The 16,025-nt window shown below is 65.9% G+C and carries 16 protein-coding genes; 9 read left to right on the top strand and 7 right to left on the bottom strand.

What is annotated here, in order from left to right; translation table 11 throughout:
- Positions 1-2 precede the first annotated feature (2 nt).
- On the bottom strand, positions 3-1,178 hold the full coding sequence (locus WN73_RS39055; protein ID WP_011087259.1) for a two-component system sensor histidine kinase NtrB: 1,176 nt from the start codon (positions 1,176-1,178) through the stop codon (positions 3-5).
- Complete coding sequence (gene dusB, locus WN73_RS39050; protein WP_271557929.1) at positions 1,175-2,176, bottom strand: tRNA dihydrouridine synthase DusB; 1,002 nt, start codon at positions 2,174-2,176, stop codon at positions 1,175-1,177. Before dusB ends, WN73_RS39055 begins: the two co-directional genes overlap by 4 nt.
- A gap of 279 nt (positions 2,177-2,455) precedes the next feature.
- Here dusB and WN73_RS39045 point away from each other — a divergent pair, with 279 nt between their 5' ends.
- Both WN73_RS39045 and WN73_RS39040 read left to right on the top strand, forming a co-directional pair.
- Positions 2,456-3,652 (top strand): bifunctional 2-C-methyl-D-erythritol 4-phosphate cytidylyltransferase/2-C-methyl-D-erythritol 2,4-cyclodiphosphate synthase, encoded by a 1,197-nt coding sequence (locus tag WN73_RS39045; protein WP_271557552.1) that lies wholly within the window; start codon positions 2,456-2,458, stop codon positions 3,650-3,652.
- Between the two features lie 3 nt (positions 3,653-3,655).
- Positions 3,656-4,264: a CinA family protein gene (locus WN73_RS39040; RefSeq protein WP_271557551.1), complete on the top strand. Its 609-nt coding sequence runs from the start codon at positions 3,656-3,658 to the stop codon at positions 4,262-4,264.
- A gap of 134 nt (positions 4,265-4,398) precedes the next feature.
- Here WN73_RS39040 and WN73_RS39035 read toward each other — a convergent pair whose 3' ends face one another.
- The gene (locus WN73_RS39035) at positions 4,399-4,599 is read right to left on the bottom strand and encodes a hypothetical protein (RefSeq protein WP_129557617.1); all 201 of its coding nucleotides are present in this window, start codon (positions 4,597-4,599) and stop codon (positions 4,399-4,401) included.
- 189 nt (positions 4,600-4,788) lie between these two features.
- Here WN73_RS39035 and WN73_RS39030 point away from each other — a divergent pair, with 189 nt between their 5' ends.
- Genes WN73_RS39030 through WN73_RS39005 form a run of 6 tightly spaced genes read left to right on the top strand, consistent with a single transcriptional unit; the run spans position 4,789 to position 9,835 of the window.
- On the top strand, positions 4,789-5,400 hold the full coding sequence (locus WN73_RS39030; RefSeq protein WP_271557928.1) for a c-type cytochrome: 612 nt from the start codon (positions 4,789-4,791) through the stop codon (positions 5,398-5,400).
- Between the two features lie 11 nt (positions 5,401-5,411).
- Complete coding sequence (locus tag WN73_RS39025; RefSeq protein WP_161534963.1) at positions 5,412-6,656, top strand: cytochrome c; 1,245 nt, start codon at positions 5,412-5,414, stop codon at positions 6,654-6,656.
- Between the two features lie 18 nt (positions 6,657-6,674).
- Entirely contained in the window at positions 6,675-6,851 is a 177-nt protein-coding gene (locus tag WN73_RS39020) for a hypothetical protein (protein WP_271557548.1), read from the top strand.
- A complete protein-coding gene (locus tag WN73_RS39015) occupies positions 6,848-7,411 on the top strand; it encodes a cytochrome C oxidase subunit II (protein ID WP_271557546.1) in 564 nt (187 codons plus the stop codon). Before WN73_RS39020 ends, WN73_RS39015 begins: the two co-directional genes overlap by 4 nt.
- Positions 7,398-9,020 carry a b(o/a)3-type cytochrome-c oxidase subunit 1 gene (locus WN73_RS39010; RefSeq protein WP_271557544.1) on the top strand — a complete coding sequence of 541 codons (1,623 nt, stop codon included), beginning with the start codon at positions 7,398-7,400 and terminating at the stop codon, positions 9,018-9,020. The genes WN73_RS39015 and WN73_RS39010 overlap by 14 nt, the downstream gene beginning before the upstream one ends.
- Positions 9,020-9,835 (top strand): c-type cytochrome, encoded by an 816-nt coding sequence (locus tag WN73_RS39005; RefSeq protein ID WP_028174071.1) that lies wholly within the window; start codon positions 9,020-9,022, stop codon positions 9,833-9,835. The genes WN73_RS39010 and WN73_RS39005 overlap by 1 nt, the downstream gene beginning before the upstream one ends.
- Positions 9,836-9,945: 110 nt before the next feature.
- Here the strand turns inward: WN73_RS39005 and WN73_RS39000 are convergent, their stop codons facing one another.
- Both WN73_RS39000 and lipA read right to left on the bottom strand, forming a co-directional pair.
- Positions 9,946-10,416, bottom strand: coding sequence for a type II toxin-antitoxin system RatA family toxin (locus WN73_RS39000; protein ID WP_027542754.1), 471 nt, complete (start codon positions 10,414-10,416; stop codon positions 9,946-9,948).
- Between the two features lie 6 nt (positions 10,417-10,422).
- Complete coding sequence (gene lipA, locus WN73_RS38995; RefSeq protein ID WP_060912256.1) at positions 10,423-11,379, bottom strand: lipoyl synthase; 957 nt, start codon at positions 11,377-11,379, stop codon at positions 10,423-10,425.
- Between the two features lie 130 nt (positions 11,380-11,509).
- On the opposite strand from lipA, the gene WN73_RS38990 reads away from it, so the two are divergent.
- Positions 11,510-12,112, top strand: coding sequence for a DNA-3-methyladenine glycosylase (locus tag WN73_RS38990; RefSeq protein ID WP_271557541.1), 603 nt, complete (start codon positions 11,510-11,512; stop codon positions 12,110-12,112).
- Between the two features lie 89 nt (positions 12,113-12,201).
- On the opposite strand, the gene WN73_RS38985 is transcribed toward WN73_RS38990, so the two are convergent.
- A complete protein-coding gene (locus tag WN73_RS38985; RefSeq protein WP_271557540.1) occupies positions 12,202-15,078 on the bottom strand; it encodes a valine--tRNA ligase in 2,877 nt (958 codons plus the stop codon).
- A 141-nt stretch (positions 15,079-15,219) separates the two neighbouring features.
- A complete protein-coding gene (locus tag WN73_RS38980; RefSeq protein WP_271557537.1) occupies positions 15,220-15,993 on the bottom strand; it encodes a PopZ family protein in 774 nt (257 codons plus the stop codon).
- Between the last annotated feature and the right edge of the window lie 32 nt (positions 15,994-16,025).

Genomic DNA, 16,025 nt, shown 5'->3' with positions numbered 1-16,025 from the left:
CCTCATTTTGCCCCCTGTGATGCAGACGACGACTTCCCGGCAGAGCCGTCGCGACTGCTGTGATCGGCATGTTTGACCGATGTGGAATACATCGGCATCAGCACGCGGAAGGTGGTCTTGCGCGGCTGAGATTCGCATTCGATGATGCCCCCGTGATCGCCGACGATCTTTGCGACCAGGGCGAGGCCCAGACCCGAGCCGGTCTGCTTGGTGGTCACGAAGGGATCGAACAGGTTGGGCAGAAGATCGTCCGGCACGCCTGGTCCGTTGTCCCTCACGCAGAATTCGAGCGGCAAGGATACCCGGGATTTTTGACCGGGGACTGACAGGCGCACGCCGGGGCGGAACGCGGTGGTGAGCTGGATCTCGGCATCGGGCACGTCGATCAAGGCTTCGGCGGCGTTCTTCACGAGATTGAGGAACACCTGGATCAGCTGATCCTGGTTCGCCAGCACCGGCGGCAGCGAGGGATCGTAGTCCTCGATGAAGCGGATGTTGCGGGCAAAGCCCGACTGCGCCAGCCGCTTCACGTGATCGAGCACCGAATGGATATTGACCGGCCCGCGCACCACGGGACGCTCGTCGCCGAACACCTCCATGCGGTCGACCAGCGTCACGATGCGGTCGGCCTCGTCGCAGATCAGCCGCGTCAGCATGCGGTCCTCGGACGAGGCCTGCTGCTCCAGCAGCTGCGCCGCGCCGCGGATGCCGGAGAGCGGATTCTTGATCTCATGCGCGAGCATCGCTGCTAGCGCTATCACCGAGCGCGCGGCGCTGCGATGGGTGAGCTGCCGATCCATCTTGTCGGCGATGGTGCGCTCCTGAAGCATCACCACGATATGGCCGGGCCGCTCGGTGAGCGGGGCGACGTGCAGATCGACCTGGCGATCGCCGCCCATGCGGGGCGTGCCCAAATCGACCTTGTATTCGTTCACCGGCGAGTTCGACGAGCGCACCTGGTCGATCAGCGCCAGCAAGGGGCTGCCGAACGGCACCAGCTCTTTCAGCGACTGCCGCTTCAGGAATTGCGTCGAGATCTCAAAGAAGGCTTCGGTTGCGATGTTGGCGGCGACGATCTTGCCGTCCGGCCCGATCAGGAGCACGGGATTGGGAAGCGCGTCCAGGATCGCATCGCTGTCGGACGGTAGCGGCCGACGTTGTTCAGCGGCTGAGCTCATGCAGCAGCGCTCCATGCGAAGTCGTCGAAGGCATCTTGCAGTGACTGGTGGACGATGCGGGGATCCTCGGACGTCAGAATTGTCCGGCGCCAGGATTTCAGCTTCTCGACCGGCGCGCGGCTCGCATCGGCGGCGACGTCGAGCGCCCAGCCGAGATGCTTGCGGGCATGCTTGAGACCGACGCGCAGGCCGTAGAGCGCGCACACGCCTTCATAAAGCGTGCGGACATAATGGAGTTGCGTCGCGAGCGATGGCGTGGCTTCCGCCGCCCCGCCCTTCAGGCGCCGGCCGATCTGGCCGGGCAGCCAGGGCTGGCCCTGTGCGCCGCGGCCGATCATCACGGCGTCGGCGCCGGAGGATTCGAGCGCCGCGAGCGCCTTCTCGTACGAGGTGATGTCGCCGTTGACGATGAGCGGAATCGAGATCGCCTCGCGCACGGCGCGGATCGCATCCCAATCGGCCTCGCCCTTGTAGAACTGGCAGCGGGTGCGGCCATGCACGGTCACGAGCTTGATGCCCGCGGCTTCCGCGCGCCGCGCCAGTTCCGGCGCATTGCGGCTGCGGTCGTCCCAGCCGAGCCGCATCTTCAGCGTCACCGGCACCTTCACCGCCGCGATCGTCGCATCGATCAGGCCCACAGCGTGGTCGAGATCGCGCATCAGGGCCGAGCCGGACTGGCCGCCGGTAACGTGACGGGCCGGACAGCCCATATTGATGTCGATGATATCGGCGCCTTCCGCTTCGGCGATCCGGGCGCCTTCGGCCATCCAGTGCGCCTCGCAGCCGGCGAGCTGCACCACGTGCGGACCGATTCCGGTCGCTTCGCAGCGCAACCGGGACATCCGGTGGCCGTTGGCGAGCTCATCGCTGGCGGTCATTTCGGACACCACCAGACCTGCCCCAAGCTCGGCGACCAACCGCCGGACGGGCGAGTCAGTCACTCCCGACATCGGCGCCAGGAAGACCGGGGTGGCGACCTCAATATCGCCTATTTTCAAGGGCTTGGAGCCTGATCCTGCCGAGCCGGTCACAGTGGTCTCATTCACTCGCAGGGCCTCATCGCACCTGCCATGACCTATCTTGCGCACAATTCTTGTGCAGTCAAGCGTCATGCCTACAGTTTAGACAGTTCTGCAAATCTTTCAAGTGCAGTGCAGCAAATTGCTGTTTCCCACAATCCAGGGAAACCCCCTTTTTTTGCGGGCCTGCCGTGCTAGAGGCATGCCGGCAATCACCCACTTCCGACTCTTTCATTAGCAACTGAGTATTTGAGTCCTATGGCGAAATCACAGCGCACCGCAGTCGTTCTTGTCGCGGCAGGTCGCGGCCTGCGCGCCGGCGCCGGCGGGCCGAAGCAATATCGCGAGATCGGCGGCCAGCCCGTGATCTATCGCGCCATGGAAGCCTTCAGCCGCCACCCCGACGTGTTTGCAGTGCAGCCCGTGGTCAACCCCGACGACAGCGCCATGTTCACGGCAGCGGTCGCAGGATTGAAGCACGAGCCGCCGGCCAATGGCGGCGCCACGCGCCAGGCCTCGGTGCTTGCCGGTCTCGAAGCGCTCGCAAAGCACCAGCCCGACATCGTCCTGATCCACGACGCCGCGCGTCCCTTCGTCTCGGAAGGCGTGATCTCGCGCGCGATCGATGCGGCGAGCCGCACCGGCGCCGCGATCCCCGTCGTTCCCGTCACCGACACCATCAAGCTCACCGGCGCGAGCGGCAACGTCGAGGACACGCCGGATCGGGCCCGCCTGCGGATCGCACAGACGCCGCAATCCTTTCGTTTCGACGTCATCCTCGAGGCGCATCGTCGCGCGGCGAAGGACGGACGCAGCGATTTCACCGATGATGCCGCGATTGCCGAATGGGCGGGATTGACGGTTGCAACCTTTGAAGGCGATGTTGCCAACATGAAGCTCACCACTCCCGAAGACTTCGTGCGCGAGGAAGCGCGCCTGGCCGCCCAGCTCGGCGATATCAGGACCGGCACGGGCTACGACGTCCATGCCTTCGGCGAAGGCGACCACGTCATGATCTGCGGTGTCCGCGTGCCGCACAGCAAGGGTTTTCTCGCGCATTCCGACGGCGATGTCGGCCTGCATGCGCTGGTGGATGCCATCCTCGGCGCGCTGGCCGACGGCGACATCGGCTCGCACTTCCCGCCGAGCGATGCGAAGTGGAAGGGCGCCTCCTCCGACCAGTTCCTGAAATACGCCATCGAACGCGTCGCCCAGCGCGGCGGCCGCGTTGCCAATCTCGAGGTGACGATGATCTGCGAGCGGCCAAAGATCGGCCCCCTGCGCGACACCATGCGCGCGCGCATCGCCGAGATCTCCGGCGTCGACATCTCGCGCGTCGCGGTGAAGGCGACGACCAGCGAGCGGCTCGGCTTCACCGGCCGCGAGGAAGGCATCGCGGCCACCGCGAGCGCCACCATCCGCCTGCCGTTTAACGAGAAGACCTGGAGCGTCTAGGCCATGGCCGGCAGCGACGCACGCGCCCTCTCCCGCTCGCTGCTCGATTTGTGCCGGATGCGCAAGCTGACGATCGCCACGGCGGAGTCCTGCACCGGCGGGCTCGTTGCCGGCGCGCTGACCGACATCCCCGGCTCCTCCGACGTGATCGACCGCGGCTTCGTCACCTATTCCAACGACGCCAAGCGCGCGATGCTCGGCGTTGAAGCAGGTACGCTCGCCAATTTCGGTGCCGTCAGCAAGGAGACCGCAACCGCGATGGCGATCGGCGCGCTGGAGCGTGCCGGTGTCGACCTCGCGGTCGCCATCACCGGCATCGCCGGCCCTGGCGGCGCCACGCCCGGCAAGCCGGTCGGCCTCGTGCACTTCGCCGCCGCCGCACGCGACGGCCGCATCATCCACCGCGAGCACCGTTTCGGCGCGATCGGCCGTACCGCGGTCCGCCAGCGCTCCGTCGTCGAGGCACTGCGCATGCTGATGGATCTCGCCCGCGGCCCGCAAGTCACGGCCAAGCCACAACGCGCCGCCGCGAGCCGCTTGCGCCCCCGTGTGACGCGGTCGCCGCGCCGGCATGCGGCGAAGCGCAGGCCGCTGCGGTCACCGCGGGGGTGAGTCCCGTCGCCCGGGTGAGCGAAGCGATACCCGGGACGCCGCAGCAGAAGTCCCGCATGTCGCCAGATCGGTGTCCGCGATTTCCTTGAAGATCGTCAGAGTAATGTGGTCCACGGTCAATCCCTGTAGGCCACTCAACATCCGTTAGCTTCAGCGTAGCGATCTTCCGCCTTCTGAACCCAGCTGTGTTTTGTGTCGAGGTCAATGGAAGCACGAAACAAGGCTCGGGCAAGACGCGCGGCGAGACTGAGATGCCGCGCTTGCTTTTCAAAAAGCACGCAAATCTTGTCGAATCCGATCGTTATATGCAGTGCAAGAGCGCGACCAAACGTCATCGTCCCCATCCGAACTTGCGCGCGACCATATTGGCGCAATAATGCCGCTCTATGTTGTGGTCCGGAATCAACCGGCCCAGCCTTCTGGAGGGCGACGAATTGTTCGCTCGCACCACTGCTCTGGCCATTGCCATCTTGGCCGCCCTTGACGGCGCAGCCGCACAAACGGCCAACCAGCCGCCGGATACGATGGCGGCGCGGGTCGAGGCCTGCACGCCCTGTCACGGCAACAAGGGCGAAGGCACCAGCGACGTCTATTTCCCGCGCCTCGCCGGCAAGCCCGCCGGTTATCTCTACAACCAGCTCCTCGCCTTCCGCAGCGGCCGGCGCAAATATCCGCCGATGAACTATCTGCTGGAATTCCTGCCGGATCCGTATCTGGAGGCGATGGCGGAGTATTTTGCCACCGAGCACCCGCCGCTGCCGCAACCGGCGCCGAGCGAGGTCGGCAAGGACGTGCTGGCGCAGGGCGAGCAGCTTGCGACCAGCGGCGATGCGGGCCGCAACATTCCGGCCTGTGTGAGCTGCCATGGTCCCGGACTCACGGGCATGCAGCCCGGCATCCCCGGACTGCTCGGCTTGCGCGCGCCTTACATCAGCGCCCAACTCGGCGCCTGGCGCTACGGCAACCGCACGGCGAAATCGCCCGACTGCATGCAGCTCGTCGCCGGCCATTTGACCGAGGCCGACGTCACCGCCGTTGCAGCCTGGCTCGCGACGCGGCCGGCGCCCGCGAACCCGGCTCCCGTGCCGAAAGGCACCTACGCGCTGCCTTTTGGCTGCGGCAGCCAGCCCAACTGACGAGGCGGATGATGGGCTCAAGACTGTCGATCACGCTCCTCGCTCTCGCCGCGTTCACGACGGCCACGCAGGCGCAGGACAAAGACAAGACCGGCGATATCATCGCGCGCGGCGAATATCTCGCCCGCGCCGGCGATTGCACCGCCTGCCACACCGCACCGGAAGGCCGCCTGTTCGCCGGCGGCCGCGCCATGCCGACGCCGTTCGGCACGCTCTACACCTCCAACATCACGCCCGATCCGGAGACCGGGATCGGCAAATGGAGCGCCGACGATTTCTACAGGACGATGCACAATGGCCGCTTTCCGGATGGCGGGCTGATCTATCCGGCGATGCCGTTCGCCTCCTACACCAAGGTGACGCGCGCCGACAGCGACGCGATTTTCGCCTACCTGCGCTCGATCCCGCCGGTCAGCCAGAGGAACAGGCCGCACGAGCTGCGCTTTCCCTATGACAACCGTCAGCTCATCCTCGGCTGGCGCACGCTGTTCTTCAGCGAGGGCGAGTTCAAGCCGGACCCGACGAAATCTGCCGAGTGGAACCGCGGCGCCTATCTGGTCGAGGGCCTCGGCCATTGCGGCATGTGTCACTCACCGATCAACGCGCTCGGCGGCACCTCGCAATCGGACGCCTTCAAGGGCGGCCTGATCCCGATGCAGAACTGGTACGCGCCCTCGCTCACGTCCAACCGCGAGGCGGGCCTCGGCGACTGGAGCATCAAGGACATCACCGACCTGCTCCAGACCGGCGTTTCGGCGCGCGGTGTCGTCTACGGCCCGATGGCCGAAGTCGTGCACAACAGCCTGCAATATCTGAGCGACGAGGACACCAAGGCGATGGCGGTGTACCTCAAGGGCATCTCGGAGCCCTCCCCGCCGCCGCCGGCGAGCTCGGCGCTGCCGACCACCGAGAGCAGCCTGCTGATCAGCCTCGGCAAGACCGTCTATGACAAGAACTGCGCGAGCTGTCATGGCACGCAGGGCGAAGGCAAGCCGCCGCACTGGCCGCCGCTCGCCAACAACCAGTCGATCGAGATGCAGTCGGCGGTCAACCCGATCCGCATGGTGCTCAACGGCGGCTATCCGCCGGGCACCAAGGGCAATCCGATGCCATACGGCATGCCGCCGTTCGCGGGCCTGCTCTCCGACAATGAGGTCGCCGCCGTCGTCTCCTACATCCGCACCGCCTGGGGCAATCGCGGCACGCCGGTCTCGGCCCGCGAGGCCAACGAGCTGCGCTCCGCACCGCTGAACTGAGGACGCCAGAGATCCATCATGATCAATTCCGATCCGCCGACCAGCCCAGCCGCCGCCGACCAGGCTGTCGAGGAGGTCGTCGCGCAAGGCCCGTCCGGCGCGATCGTGCTCGCCGGTATCGCCACGGCCTGCGTGGTCGCGATTTGGCTCGCCTTCTATCTGTTCGTCTTCCTGCCGCGCGGATCGCTGCAATGAGCGCAGAGGACACCCATGGCAGCGCCGAGGTCGCGGCCCGCGTCGAGCGGCGCTGGGCGACCATCGCCGTGATCATCATCGTTGGTATGGCGGTGCTGGCGGCGTTCGCCGGCATCCATCGCGCGACCATGCCGCAACCGCGTGTCGAGACCACCGATCCCTCGCGGATTCATCTTTCCGGTGAATTCGTCGAGAGCAATCTCGGCAGCGTGCTGGAGGCCAACGGCAACGTCACGGTGCGCGCGATCGGCCAGCAATATTCCTTCACGCCGGCCTGCATCGTGGTGCCCGTGGACACGCCGATCACGCTCCGCGCCACCAGCGCCGACGTCGTGCACGGCATCCTGATCCAGGGCACCAATGTCAACACCATGCTGGTGCCGGGCTACATCTCCGAGCAGCTGATGCGCTTTACCAGGACCGGCGACTATCTGATGCCCTGCCAGGAGTTTTGCTCCTTCGGCCACGAGGGCATGTGGGGCAAGGTCGAGGTGATCGACAAGACCGACTTCGCCGATCGCGCGAAGGGCGGCGGGAGGCTGAGCTGTGTTGGCCAATAGGAAGCTCATCCTCGCCCATTTCTGGTTTGCATTTGCGCTGTTCGGCGTCGCGCTGACGCTCGGCGCCTGGCAGATGTTCATCCGCAGCCCGATCGGCACCTGGCTCTCCAACCCCGAGCTCTACTACCGCTCTCTGACGGCGCACGGCACGGTGATGGGCTACGTGTTCCCGACCCTGGTCGCGATGGGTTTTGGCTACGCCATCAGCGAGTCCGCGCTGGAGCAGCGCCTGGTCGGCGTGCGCTGGGCCTGGGCCGGCTTCTGGCTGATCGTTGCCGGCAGCATCATGGCCGTGATCCCGATCGCGCTCGGGCGCGCCTCGGTGCTCTACACCTTCTATCCGCCGCTGATCGGCAACGTCTTCTACTACCTCGGTGTCGTGCTGGTCGTGGTCGGCTCATGGATTTGGGTCGCGCTGATGTCGGTCAATCTGCGCGTCTGGCGAAAAGCCCATCCCGGCGCGCCGGTGCCGCTCGCGATGTTCGCCAATGTCGCCGGCTCCTATCTGTGGGCGTGGACCGCGGTCGGTGCCGCGCTCGAGCTGTTGCTCCAGATCATTCCGGTCGCGGCGGGGCTGAAGGCGACGATCGACGCCGGTCTTGCCCGCGTGTTCTTCTCCTGGACGCTGCACGCCATCGTCTATTTCTGGCTGATGCCGACCTACATCGCCTATTACACCATCGTGCCGCGCGCGATCGGCGGCCGGGTCTATTCCGACAGCATGGCGCGGATCTCCTTCATCCTGTTCCTGGTGGTGGCGATGCCGATCGGCATGCACCACACCTTCGCCGATCCGCAGGTCGGCGCCGGCTTCAAGTTCATCCATTCGGCCTTCACCGCACTGGTCGCACTGCCGACGCTGCTGACCGTGTTCACGATCTGCGCCTCGGTCGAGATCGCCGCGCGCCTGCGCGGCGGCCGCGGCCTGTTTGGCTGGATTCGGGCGCTGCCATGGGACAATCCGATGATGCTGGCGCTCGCGTTCTCGTTCGTCATGCTCGGCTTCGGCGGCGCCGGCGGCCTCATCAACATGAGCTATCAGCTCGACGCGTCGATCCACAACACGCAGTGGATCACCGGCCATTTCCACCTGATCTTCGGCGGCGCCATCGTGATCATGTATTTCGCGATCGCCTATGATCTGTGGCCGCATCTCACCGGGCGCGAGCTGACCGACCTTCGCCTGATCCGCACCCAGCTCTGGCTGTGGTTCGTCGGCATGATCGTCACGACATTCCCCTGGCACTGGGTCGGCATCCTGGGCATGCCGCGCCGCATGGCCTATTTCGACTTCGGCGATCCCGCGATCGCGCCGCAGGCGCTCTCCGTCACATTCTCCGCGATTGGCGGTTTCATCCTGCTGACCTCGGGCATCATATTCCTGGTCATTCTGGCCCGAGGGATGCGTGCGCCTCAGGCTGATGCCGGCCCCTATCGCTTCGCGCTGGCGGTGCATCAGCCGGCGACGGTGCCGGTCGCGCTCAACACCCATGCGCTGTGGGTGGCGCTGATGATCGCCCTGACCATCACCAATTACGGCTATCCGATCCTGACGCTGGCACTGACCGAGGGCACGTCGGTGCCGGCCGTCTATGTGGGAGCGCAGTGATGAGCACGCGCGACCTCTTCACCTTCCGTAACGGCCATTTCAAGATTGGCGTTGGCATCACCGCCGCGATCCTCGTCGTGACGGCGATCGCAGGCTTCATCGTGCTGCCCTTCGCGCAGCCCTGGGTGCAGTTCGCCAATGTCTGGGATGCGATCTGTAGCGCCGCCGGTGTGCCGCGGCGCGCGGCAAGCGTGACGGCGCCCGAGCAGAGCATGCGTCTGTCGGAGGTCGTGCTCACCTCGCACACGCTGTCGCGTCCGAGCCAGGAGGCGATTGGCCGCGGCGCCACGCTCGCGCAGCGCTGCGCGATCTGCCATGGCCCGACCGGCATCAGCCGCGCGGACTCGCCCAACCTCGCCGGTCAGTATGCGGCCGTGATCTACAAGGAGCTGCACGATTTCCGCTCAGGCGCGCGCACCAATGCCGTGATGTCGCCGTTTGCCGTCAACCTGACCGACCAGGAGATCGCCGACCTCGCGAACTACTACGCCTATCTGCCGCGGCTACCAGCCTATCATCCGACGCCGCTTCTGCCGAAACCCAACATCGTCATCTACGGCGCGCCGATCCGCGGCATCGCGCCGTGCGGCGCCTGCCATGGCAGCCTCGACAACAAGACCGGCAGCCCGTGGCTGGAGGGGCAATCCGAGGCCTATATGAAGGCGCAGCTGCAGGCCTTCGCCTCAGGCGAGCGGCGCAACGACATCAGCCAGCAGATGCGCAACATCGCCCGCGCGATGACGCCACAGGAGATCGAGCAGGCCGCGGCGTATTATGCCTCGCAGCCGCCGGATATCGTGAAGGCCGTTGATTGAGCCCCGCTGTCATTGCGAGCGTGGCGAAGCAATCCAGAATCCCTCCGCGGAAAGGCTCTGGATTGCTTCGTCGCAATAGCTCCTCGCAATGACGGCGGAGAGGCTACGCCTTACGTCGACGCCAGCTTCGGCCGGCCGTAGATCGCATCCGCGCGTTTCTCGAACGCGGTGGAAAACCGCGCGAACGCGGCGTCGAACATCGAGCCCATCAGCATCGCCAGCATGCGGCTCTTGAACTCGTAGGCGAGGAAGAACCCGACGTCGCAGACGCCCTCGCCCTTGGGCTCGAACGTCCAGCGGTTTTCCAGATTACGGAACGGGCCTTGCAGATATTCGACGAGGATTTTCAGGTTGGCACGGTCGAGCGTCACGCGGCTGGTGAAGGATTCCTTGACCAGCTTGAACGACACCGTCATGTCGGCGACCAGCACCTCGGTGCCGTCGGGCTTCGCCATGCGCTGGCGGACCTTCAGCGCGCTGCACAGCGGCACGAACTCCGGGTAGCGCTCGACATCGGCGACCAGATCAAACATCTCGGACGCACTGTGGTTGACGCGGTGCTTGCTCGAAACTCGATGCATGATACGTCAGCTGGCGTGAGCTGCCCGCGCAGCCTTCAGTCTCGCGAAATCCTCGCCGGCATGATGCGACGAGCGGGTGAGCGGACTCGCCGACACCATCAGGAAGCCCTTGGTGTAAGCGACCTTTTCATAGGACGAAAACTCGTCCGGCGGCACGTAGCGCATCACCGCGTGATGCTTACGGGTCGGCTGGAGATATTGCCCGATGGTCAGGAAGTCGACATCGGCCGAGCGCAGATCGTCCATCACCTGCTGCACCTCGTGGCGCTCTTCACCCAGGCCCACCATGATGCCGGACTTGGTGAAGATGGACGCATCGAGCTCCTTGACCCGCTGCAACAGCCGGATCGAATGGAAGTAGCGCGCGCCGGGGCGTACCGTGAGATAGCGCGACGGCACGGTCTCGAGATTGTGGTTGAAGACGTCGGGCCTCGCCGCGACGACGACCTCCAGCGCGCCTTCCTTGCGCAGGAAGTCAGGCGTCAGGATCTCGATCGTGGTCGAGGGGCATGCGGCGCGGATGGCGCGGATGGTCTGGGCGAAATGCTCGGCGCCGCCATCGGCGAGGTCGTCGCGGTCGACCGAGGTGATGACGACGTGGGCGAGGCCCAGCTTGGCCACAGCCTCGGCGACGTTCTGCGGCTCGGCCGCATCCAGCGCGTTGGGCAGGCCGGTCTTGACGTTGCAGAAGGCGCAGGCACGGGTGCAGGTGTCACCCATGATCATGAAGGTCGCGTGCTTCTTGTCCCAGCACTCGCCGATATTCGGGCAGCCCGCCTCCTCGCACACCGTGTGCAGGCCGTTCGCCCTCACGATGTTGCGGGTGTCGGCATAGCCGCGGGTGTTGGGCGCGCGCACGCGGATCCAGTCCGGCTTCGGCGGCGAAGCGGAATCGGGGCGATTCACCTTTTCGGGGTGGCGCGGGCGCAGCGGGTTCGAGATGGTATCGACAATAACGACCATGAGGTGTCCGGTCTGTTCAGGTCCTACCTAGTCGGTCTTGCCCGGCATCGCAACCCGGCTCGCACCGCTTCAGGGAACATGGCAGATATGGGCAATATCCTGCTCTGTTCTCAGACGATTCTCACCTCGAATGGCTCCAACCTCGAAGACTTCTCCCCCGCGGCTCGGCAAGCCCCTGAAGCGCGCCTTTTTTGGCCGCAGCGTCCGCGAGGTCGCCCACGACCTGATCGGCGCCACCATGCTGGTCGATGGCGTCGGCGGCCCCATCGTCGAGGTTGAGGCCTATCATCATACCGAGCCGGCGGCGCACTCCTACAACGGCCCGACGCCGCGGAACCATGTCATGTTCGGCCCGCCCGGCTTTGCCTATGTCTACCGCTCGTACGGCATCCACTGGTGCGTGAACTTCGTCTGCGAGGCGGAAGGCTCGGCCGCGGCGGTGCTGATCCGCGCGCTGGAGCCGACGCACGGCATCGCCGCAATGCGCCGCCGCCGTCATCTCCAGGACGTGCACGCGCTGTGCTCGGGCCCGGGCAAGCTGACGGAGGCGCTCGGCATCACTATCGCGCACAATGCCCTGCCGCTGGACCGGCCGCCGATCGCGCTGCATGCGCGGACGGAGGATTTGGAGGTGGCGACAGGCATCCGGATCGGCATCACCAAGGCTCTCGAGCTGCCCTGGCGCTATGGCGTCAAGGGCTCGAAGTTTCTGAGCAAGCCGTTTCCGAAGTAGTTGTCATTCCGGGGCGCGTCGAAGACGCGAGCCCGGAATCTCGAGATTCCGGGTTCGGCTCTTCGAGCCGCCCCGGAATGACAGCGAGGCTACGACGCCTGCTTCAGCCGCTCCAGCGCCTCCAGCAGCTTGGCCTTGCGGGCCAGCGCCGCCTCGCGCTTTTCGCGCTCCTCCTCGACGACCTCCTCGGCCGCGTTGGCGACGAATTTCTCGTTCGCCAGCTTGGACTCGGCGCGCTTGATGTCGGCGTCGGCCTTGCCGATCTCCTTGTCGAGACGGGTGCGTTCGGCGGCAACGTCGATCACGCCCTTGAGCGGCAGCGCGGCCACCTCGCCGCGCACCAGGAGCTGGACGGCGCCGTCAGGCGCGCGGTCGGCGAAGGAGATGTCCGACAGCCGCGCCATACGCTTGATGACGTCGCTCCAGCGCGGCGCGCGCTCCCTGGTCTCGGTCGACGCGCCGGCGAGCACCAGCGCGGTCAGCGTCGCCGGCGGGATGTTCATCTCGGCGCGCACCGAGCGGATCTGCGTGACGAGGTCGATCACCCAGCCGATCTCGGCTTCAGCCTTGGGATCGGTGAAGTCGGCATGGTCGAAGATCGGCACGATCAGGGCCGGCGAGATCAACGGATCGGTGGGACCTGCGGCTGCGGCGAACATCGCCAGTTGCTCCGGCGTCGGCTCGGCCGGCTTCAGCGGCCACGCGGCCAGCGCCAGCAGGCCGTCGCGCTTCGCCGTCACCTCCCACAGCTCTTCGGTGATGAAGGGCATGAAGGGGTGCAGCAGCTTCAGGATCTCGTCACGTGCCCAGGCGACCATGGCGCGGGTCTCGTCCTTGGCGGGGCTGTCCGGGCCAAGCAACACGGGCTTTGCGAGCTCGACATACCAGTCGCAATAGACGTTCCAGACGAAGCGGTAGATCGCGCCGGCGGCATCGTTGAAGCGATAGGCCTCGATCGCCTCGGTCACCTCGCGCGTGGTGTGTGCGCTCTCATGCGCGATCCAGCGATTCAGCGTCTCCTTCGCCTTCGCCGGCTCGAAGCCTTCGGGCACGGCGCAGTGGTTCATCTCGGCAAAGCGGGACGCATTCCAGAGCTTGGTCGCGAAATTGCGGTAGCCCTCGACGCGGCTGGTGGCGAGCTTGATGTCGCGTCCTTGCGCCGCCATCGCGGCCAGCGTGAAGCGCAGCGCGTCCGCACCGTATTCGTCGATCAGGTGGAGCGGATCGATGACGTTGCCCTTCGACTTCGACATCTTGGCGCCCTTCTCGTCGCGGACGAGGGCGTGGATGTAGATCGTCGAGAACGGCACTTCCTTCATGAAGTGCAGGCCCATCATCATCATGCGGGCGACCCAGAAGAAGATGATGTCGAAGCCGGTCACCAGCGCGTTGGTCGGGTAGTAGCGCTGCACCTCGGGTGCGTCTTCGGGCCAGCCCAGCGTCGAGAACGGCCACAGCGCCGAGGAGAACCAGGTATCGAGCACGTCCTCATCGCGAGTGATGAAGCCCTCGCGCTTGTTGCGGTCGAGCGCCATCTCGCGGCCTTGCTCGGCCGTGATGACCTCCTGCTCGACGTAGTAGCCGAGCGCGTGGCTGATCGCCTCCTCCTCGGTCTCGGCGACGAACACCTTGCCGTCCGGCCCGTACCAGGCCGGAATCTGGTGGCCCCACCAGAGCTGGCGCGAGATGCACCAGGGCTGGATGTTCTCCATCCACTCGAAATAGGTCTTTTCCCAGTTCTTCGGCACGAAGCTGGTTTCGCCCGAACGCACCGCCGCGATCGCGGGCTTTGCGAGTGTCTTGGCGTCGACATACCACTGGTCGGTCAGGTACGGCTCGATCACGCTGTTGGAGCGATCGCCGTGCGGCACCATGTGGGTGTGCGGCTCGATCCGCTCGACGAAGCCGAACGATTCCAGCCGCTCGACGATGCGCTTGCGCGCAACGAAGCGGTCAACCTTGTTGAACTCCTCGGCGAATTGCGCGGCGCCTTCCGGCAGGTCGCGCAGGTAGTCCTCGTTGTCGAGGAGATCGAGGCAACCTTCCTTGTCGAGCACGCTGATCCGGCGCAGGCCGTGGCGATTGCCGACCTCGAAGTCGTTGAAGTCGTGCGCCGGCGTCACCTTCACCGCGCCGGAGCCCTTCTCCGGATCGGAATAGTCGTCCGCGACGATCTCGATCTTGCGGCCGACCAGAGGCAGGATGACGTGCTTGCCGACCAGCTTCTGATAGCGCTCGTCATCGGGATGCACGGCGACGCCGGTGTCGCCGAGCATGGTCTCCGGGCGCGTCGTGGCGACGACGATGAAGCTCGAGGGATCCTCGGGGCTGAAGATCTTGCCCTCGATCGGATAGCGAAGATACCAGAGGCTGCCCTTGACCTCGGTCTGCTGCACTTCGAGATCGGAGATCGCGGTCAGGAGCTTGGTGTCCCAGTTCACCAGCCGCTTGTCCTTGTAGATCAGGCCGTCGCGGTGCAGCTCGACGAACACTTTGATGACGGCCTTGGACAGGCCCTCGTCCATGGTGAAGCGTTCGCGCGACCAGTCGCAGGACGCGCCGAGGCGCTTGAGCTGGTTGATGATGGTGTCGCCGCTCTCGGCCTTCCACTGCCAGACCCGCTCCAGGAACTTCTCGCGGCCCATCTCGCGGCGGCCAGGCTGCTGGCGCTCCATCAGCTGCCGCTCGACCACCATCTGGGTGGCGATGCCGGCATGGTCGGTGCCGGGCTGCCACAGCACGTCGCGGCCGCGCATGCGCTCGAACCGGCACAGGATGTCCTGGAGCGTGTTGTTGAGGGCGTGGCCCATATGCAGCGAGCCCGTCACGTTCGGTGGCGGGATCACGATGGTAAAGGGCACTGCGTCGCGGCGGTCGGGGCGGCCGGCCTTGAAGGCAAGGCTGTCCTCCCACACCACGGACATACGGGCTTCGATATCGGCGGGCTGGTAATTTTTCTCGATCATGGGGCTGCTAGAAAGCCGCGCGCGGGGGGCAAGTCAACGAAAAGGTCAACGGAGAGCCTGGCGGCAAAACGGCTTCCCGGCCCGGTCGAGAGGCCAAATGTGACGTACAAGCGGGGCTTTATGAGGGCTCCGCGGCCTGCGTTACCTGCCGCCGCGCGAGACCCGCTCGATTTCGGCCTTCACGATGCGTTCAACCAGGCCCGGCAGGTTGTCGTCGAGCCACGACTTCAGCATCGGGCGCAGCATCTCCTTGACCAGGTCCTCCAGCGTCCGCGCGTTGCTGCTGAGCACCGTATGAGCCAGCGAGTTGAAGGCGGATTCGACCGCCGAGACCGTCGATTGCGCCAGGATCGGCTGCTGCGGCGGCAGCGGCGGCGCATCGAAATCCACCGACGCGTAGGACGGCGGCGGCGACGGGCGTGGTGGGGGCGATTCGGCGAATTCGAGATCGTCGCGCGGCTCGACCTTGCGAAAGCTCGGCGGCGGCGGAGGCGGCGTCGGCTCCGGGTCCATCGCCATGTCGTCGGTCAATTCGAGCACGTCGGGCTCGGGCTCCGGCTCAGGTTCCGGAGCGCGGACCTCGGGCGCTGACGTGGCTGTGTCGAGCCCCGCCAGCAGCGCGTCGATATCGTCCTGGCTGTTTGGCCCGACATCCGCGGCAGGTGCAGGCGGCGGGGGCGGCGCCGGCTTTGCGGCCGGCGGCGGGGCGGGCTTCTCGGCAGCGGGCTTGGCGGGTGCGACCTTGGATGGCGGAATGTCGTTCATCGGCTTCGGCGGCGCTGCCGGCGCCGCGGCTTTCTCGGGCTTCGCGATGTCTGCCGGCGGCGGCTTGGCCTCGTCGTCGGCAATGATGCGCCGGATCGAGGCCAGAATCTCCTCCATCGAGGGTTCTGTGACCTTTGCAGGCTGCGTCATCTCCGACTCCACATCATCAACGCCCTCGCATG

Origin of the sequence: Bradyrhizobium sp. CCBAU 45394, assembly GCF_028128655.1 — a bacterium.
GTDB lineage: Bacteria > Pseudomonadota > Alphaproteobacteria > Rhizobiales > Xanthobacteraceae > Bradyrhizobium > Bradyrhizobium diazoefficiens.
Note: the sequence above shows the minus strand (reverse complement) of the source record. Positions and strands in the feature narration are given on the sequence as shown.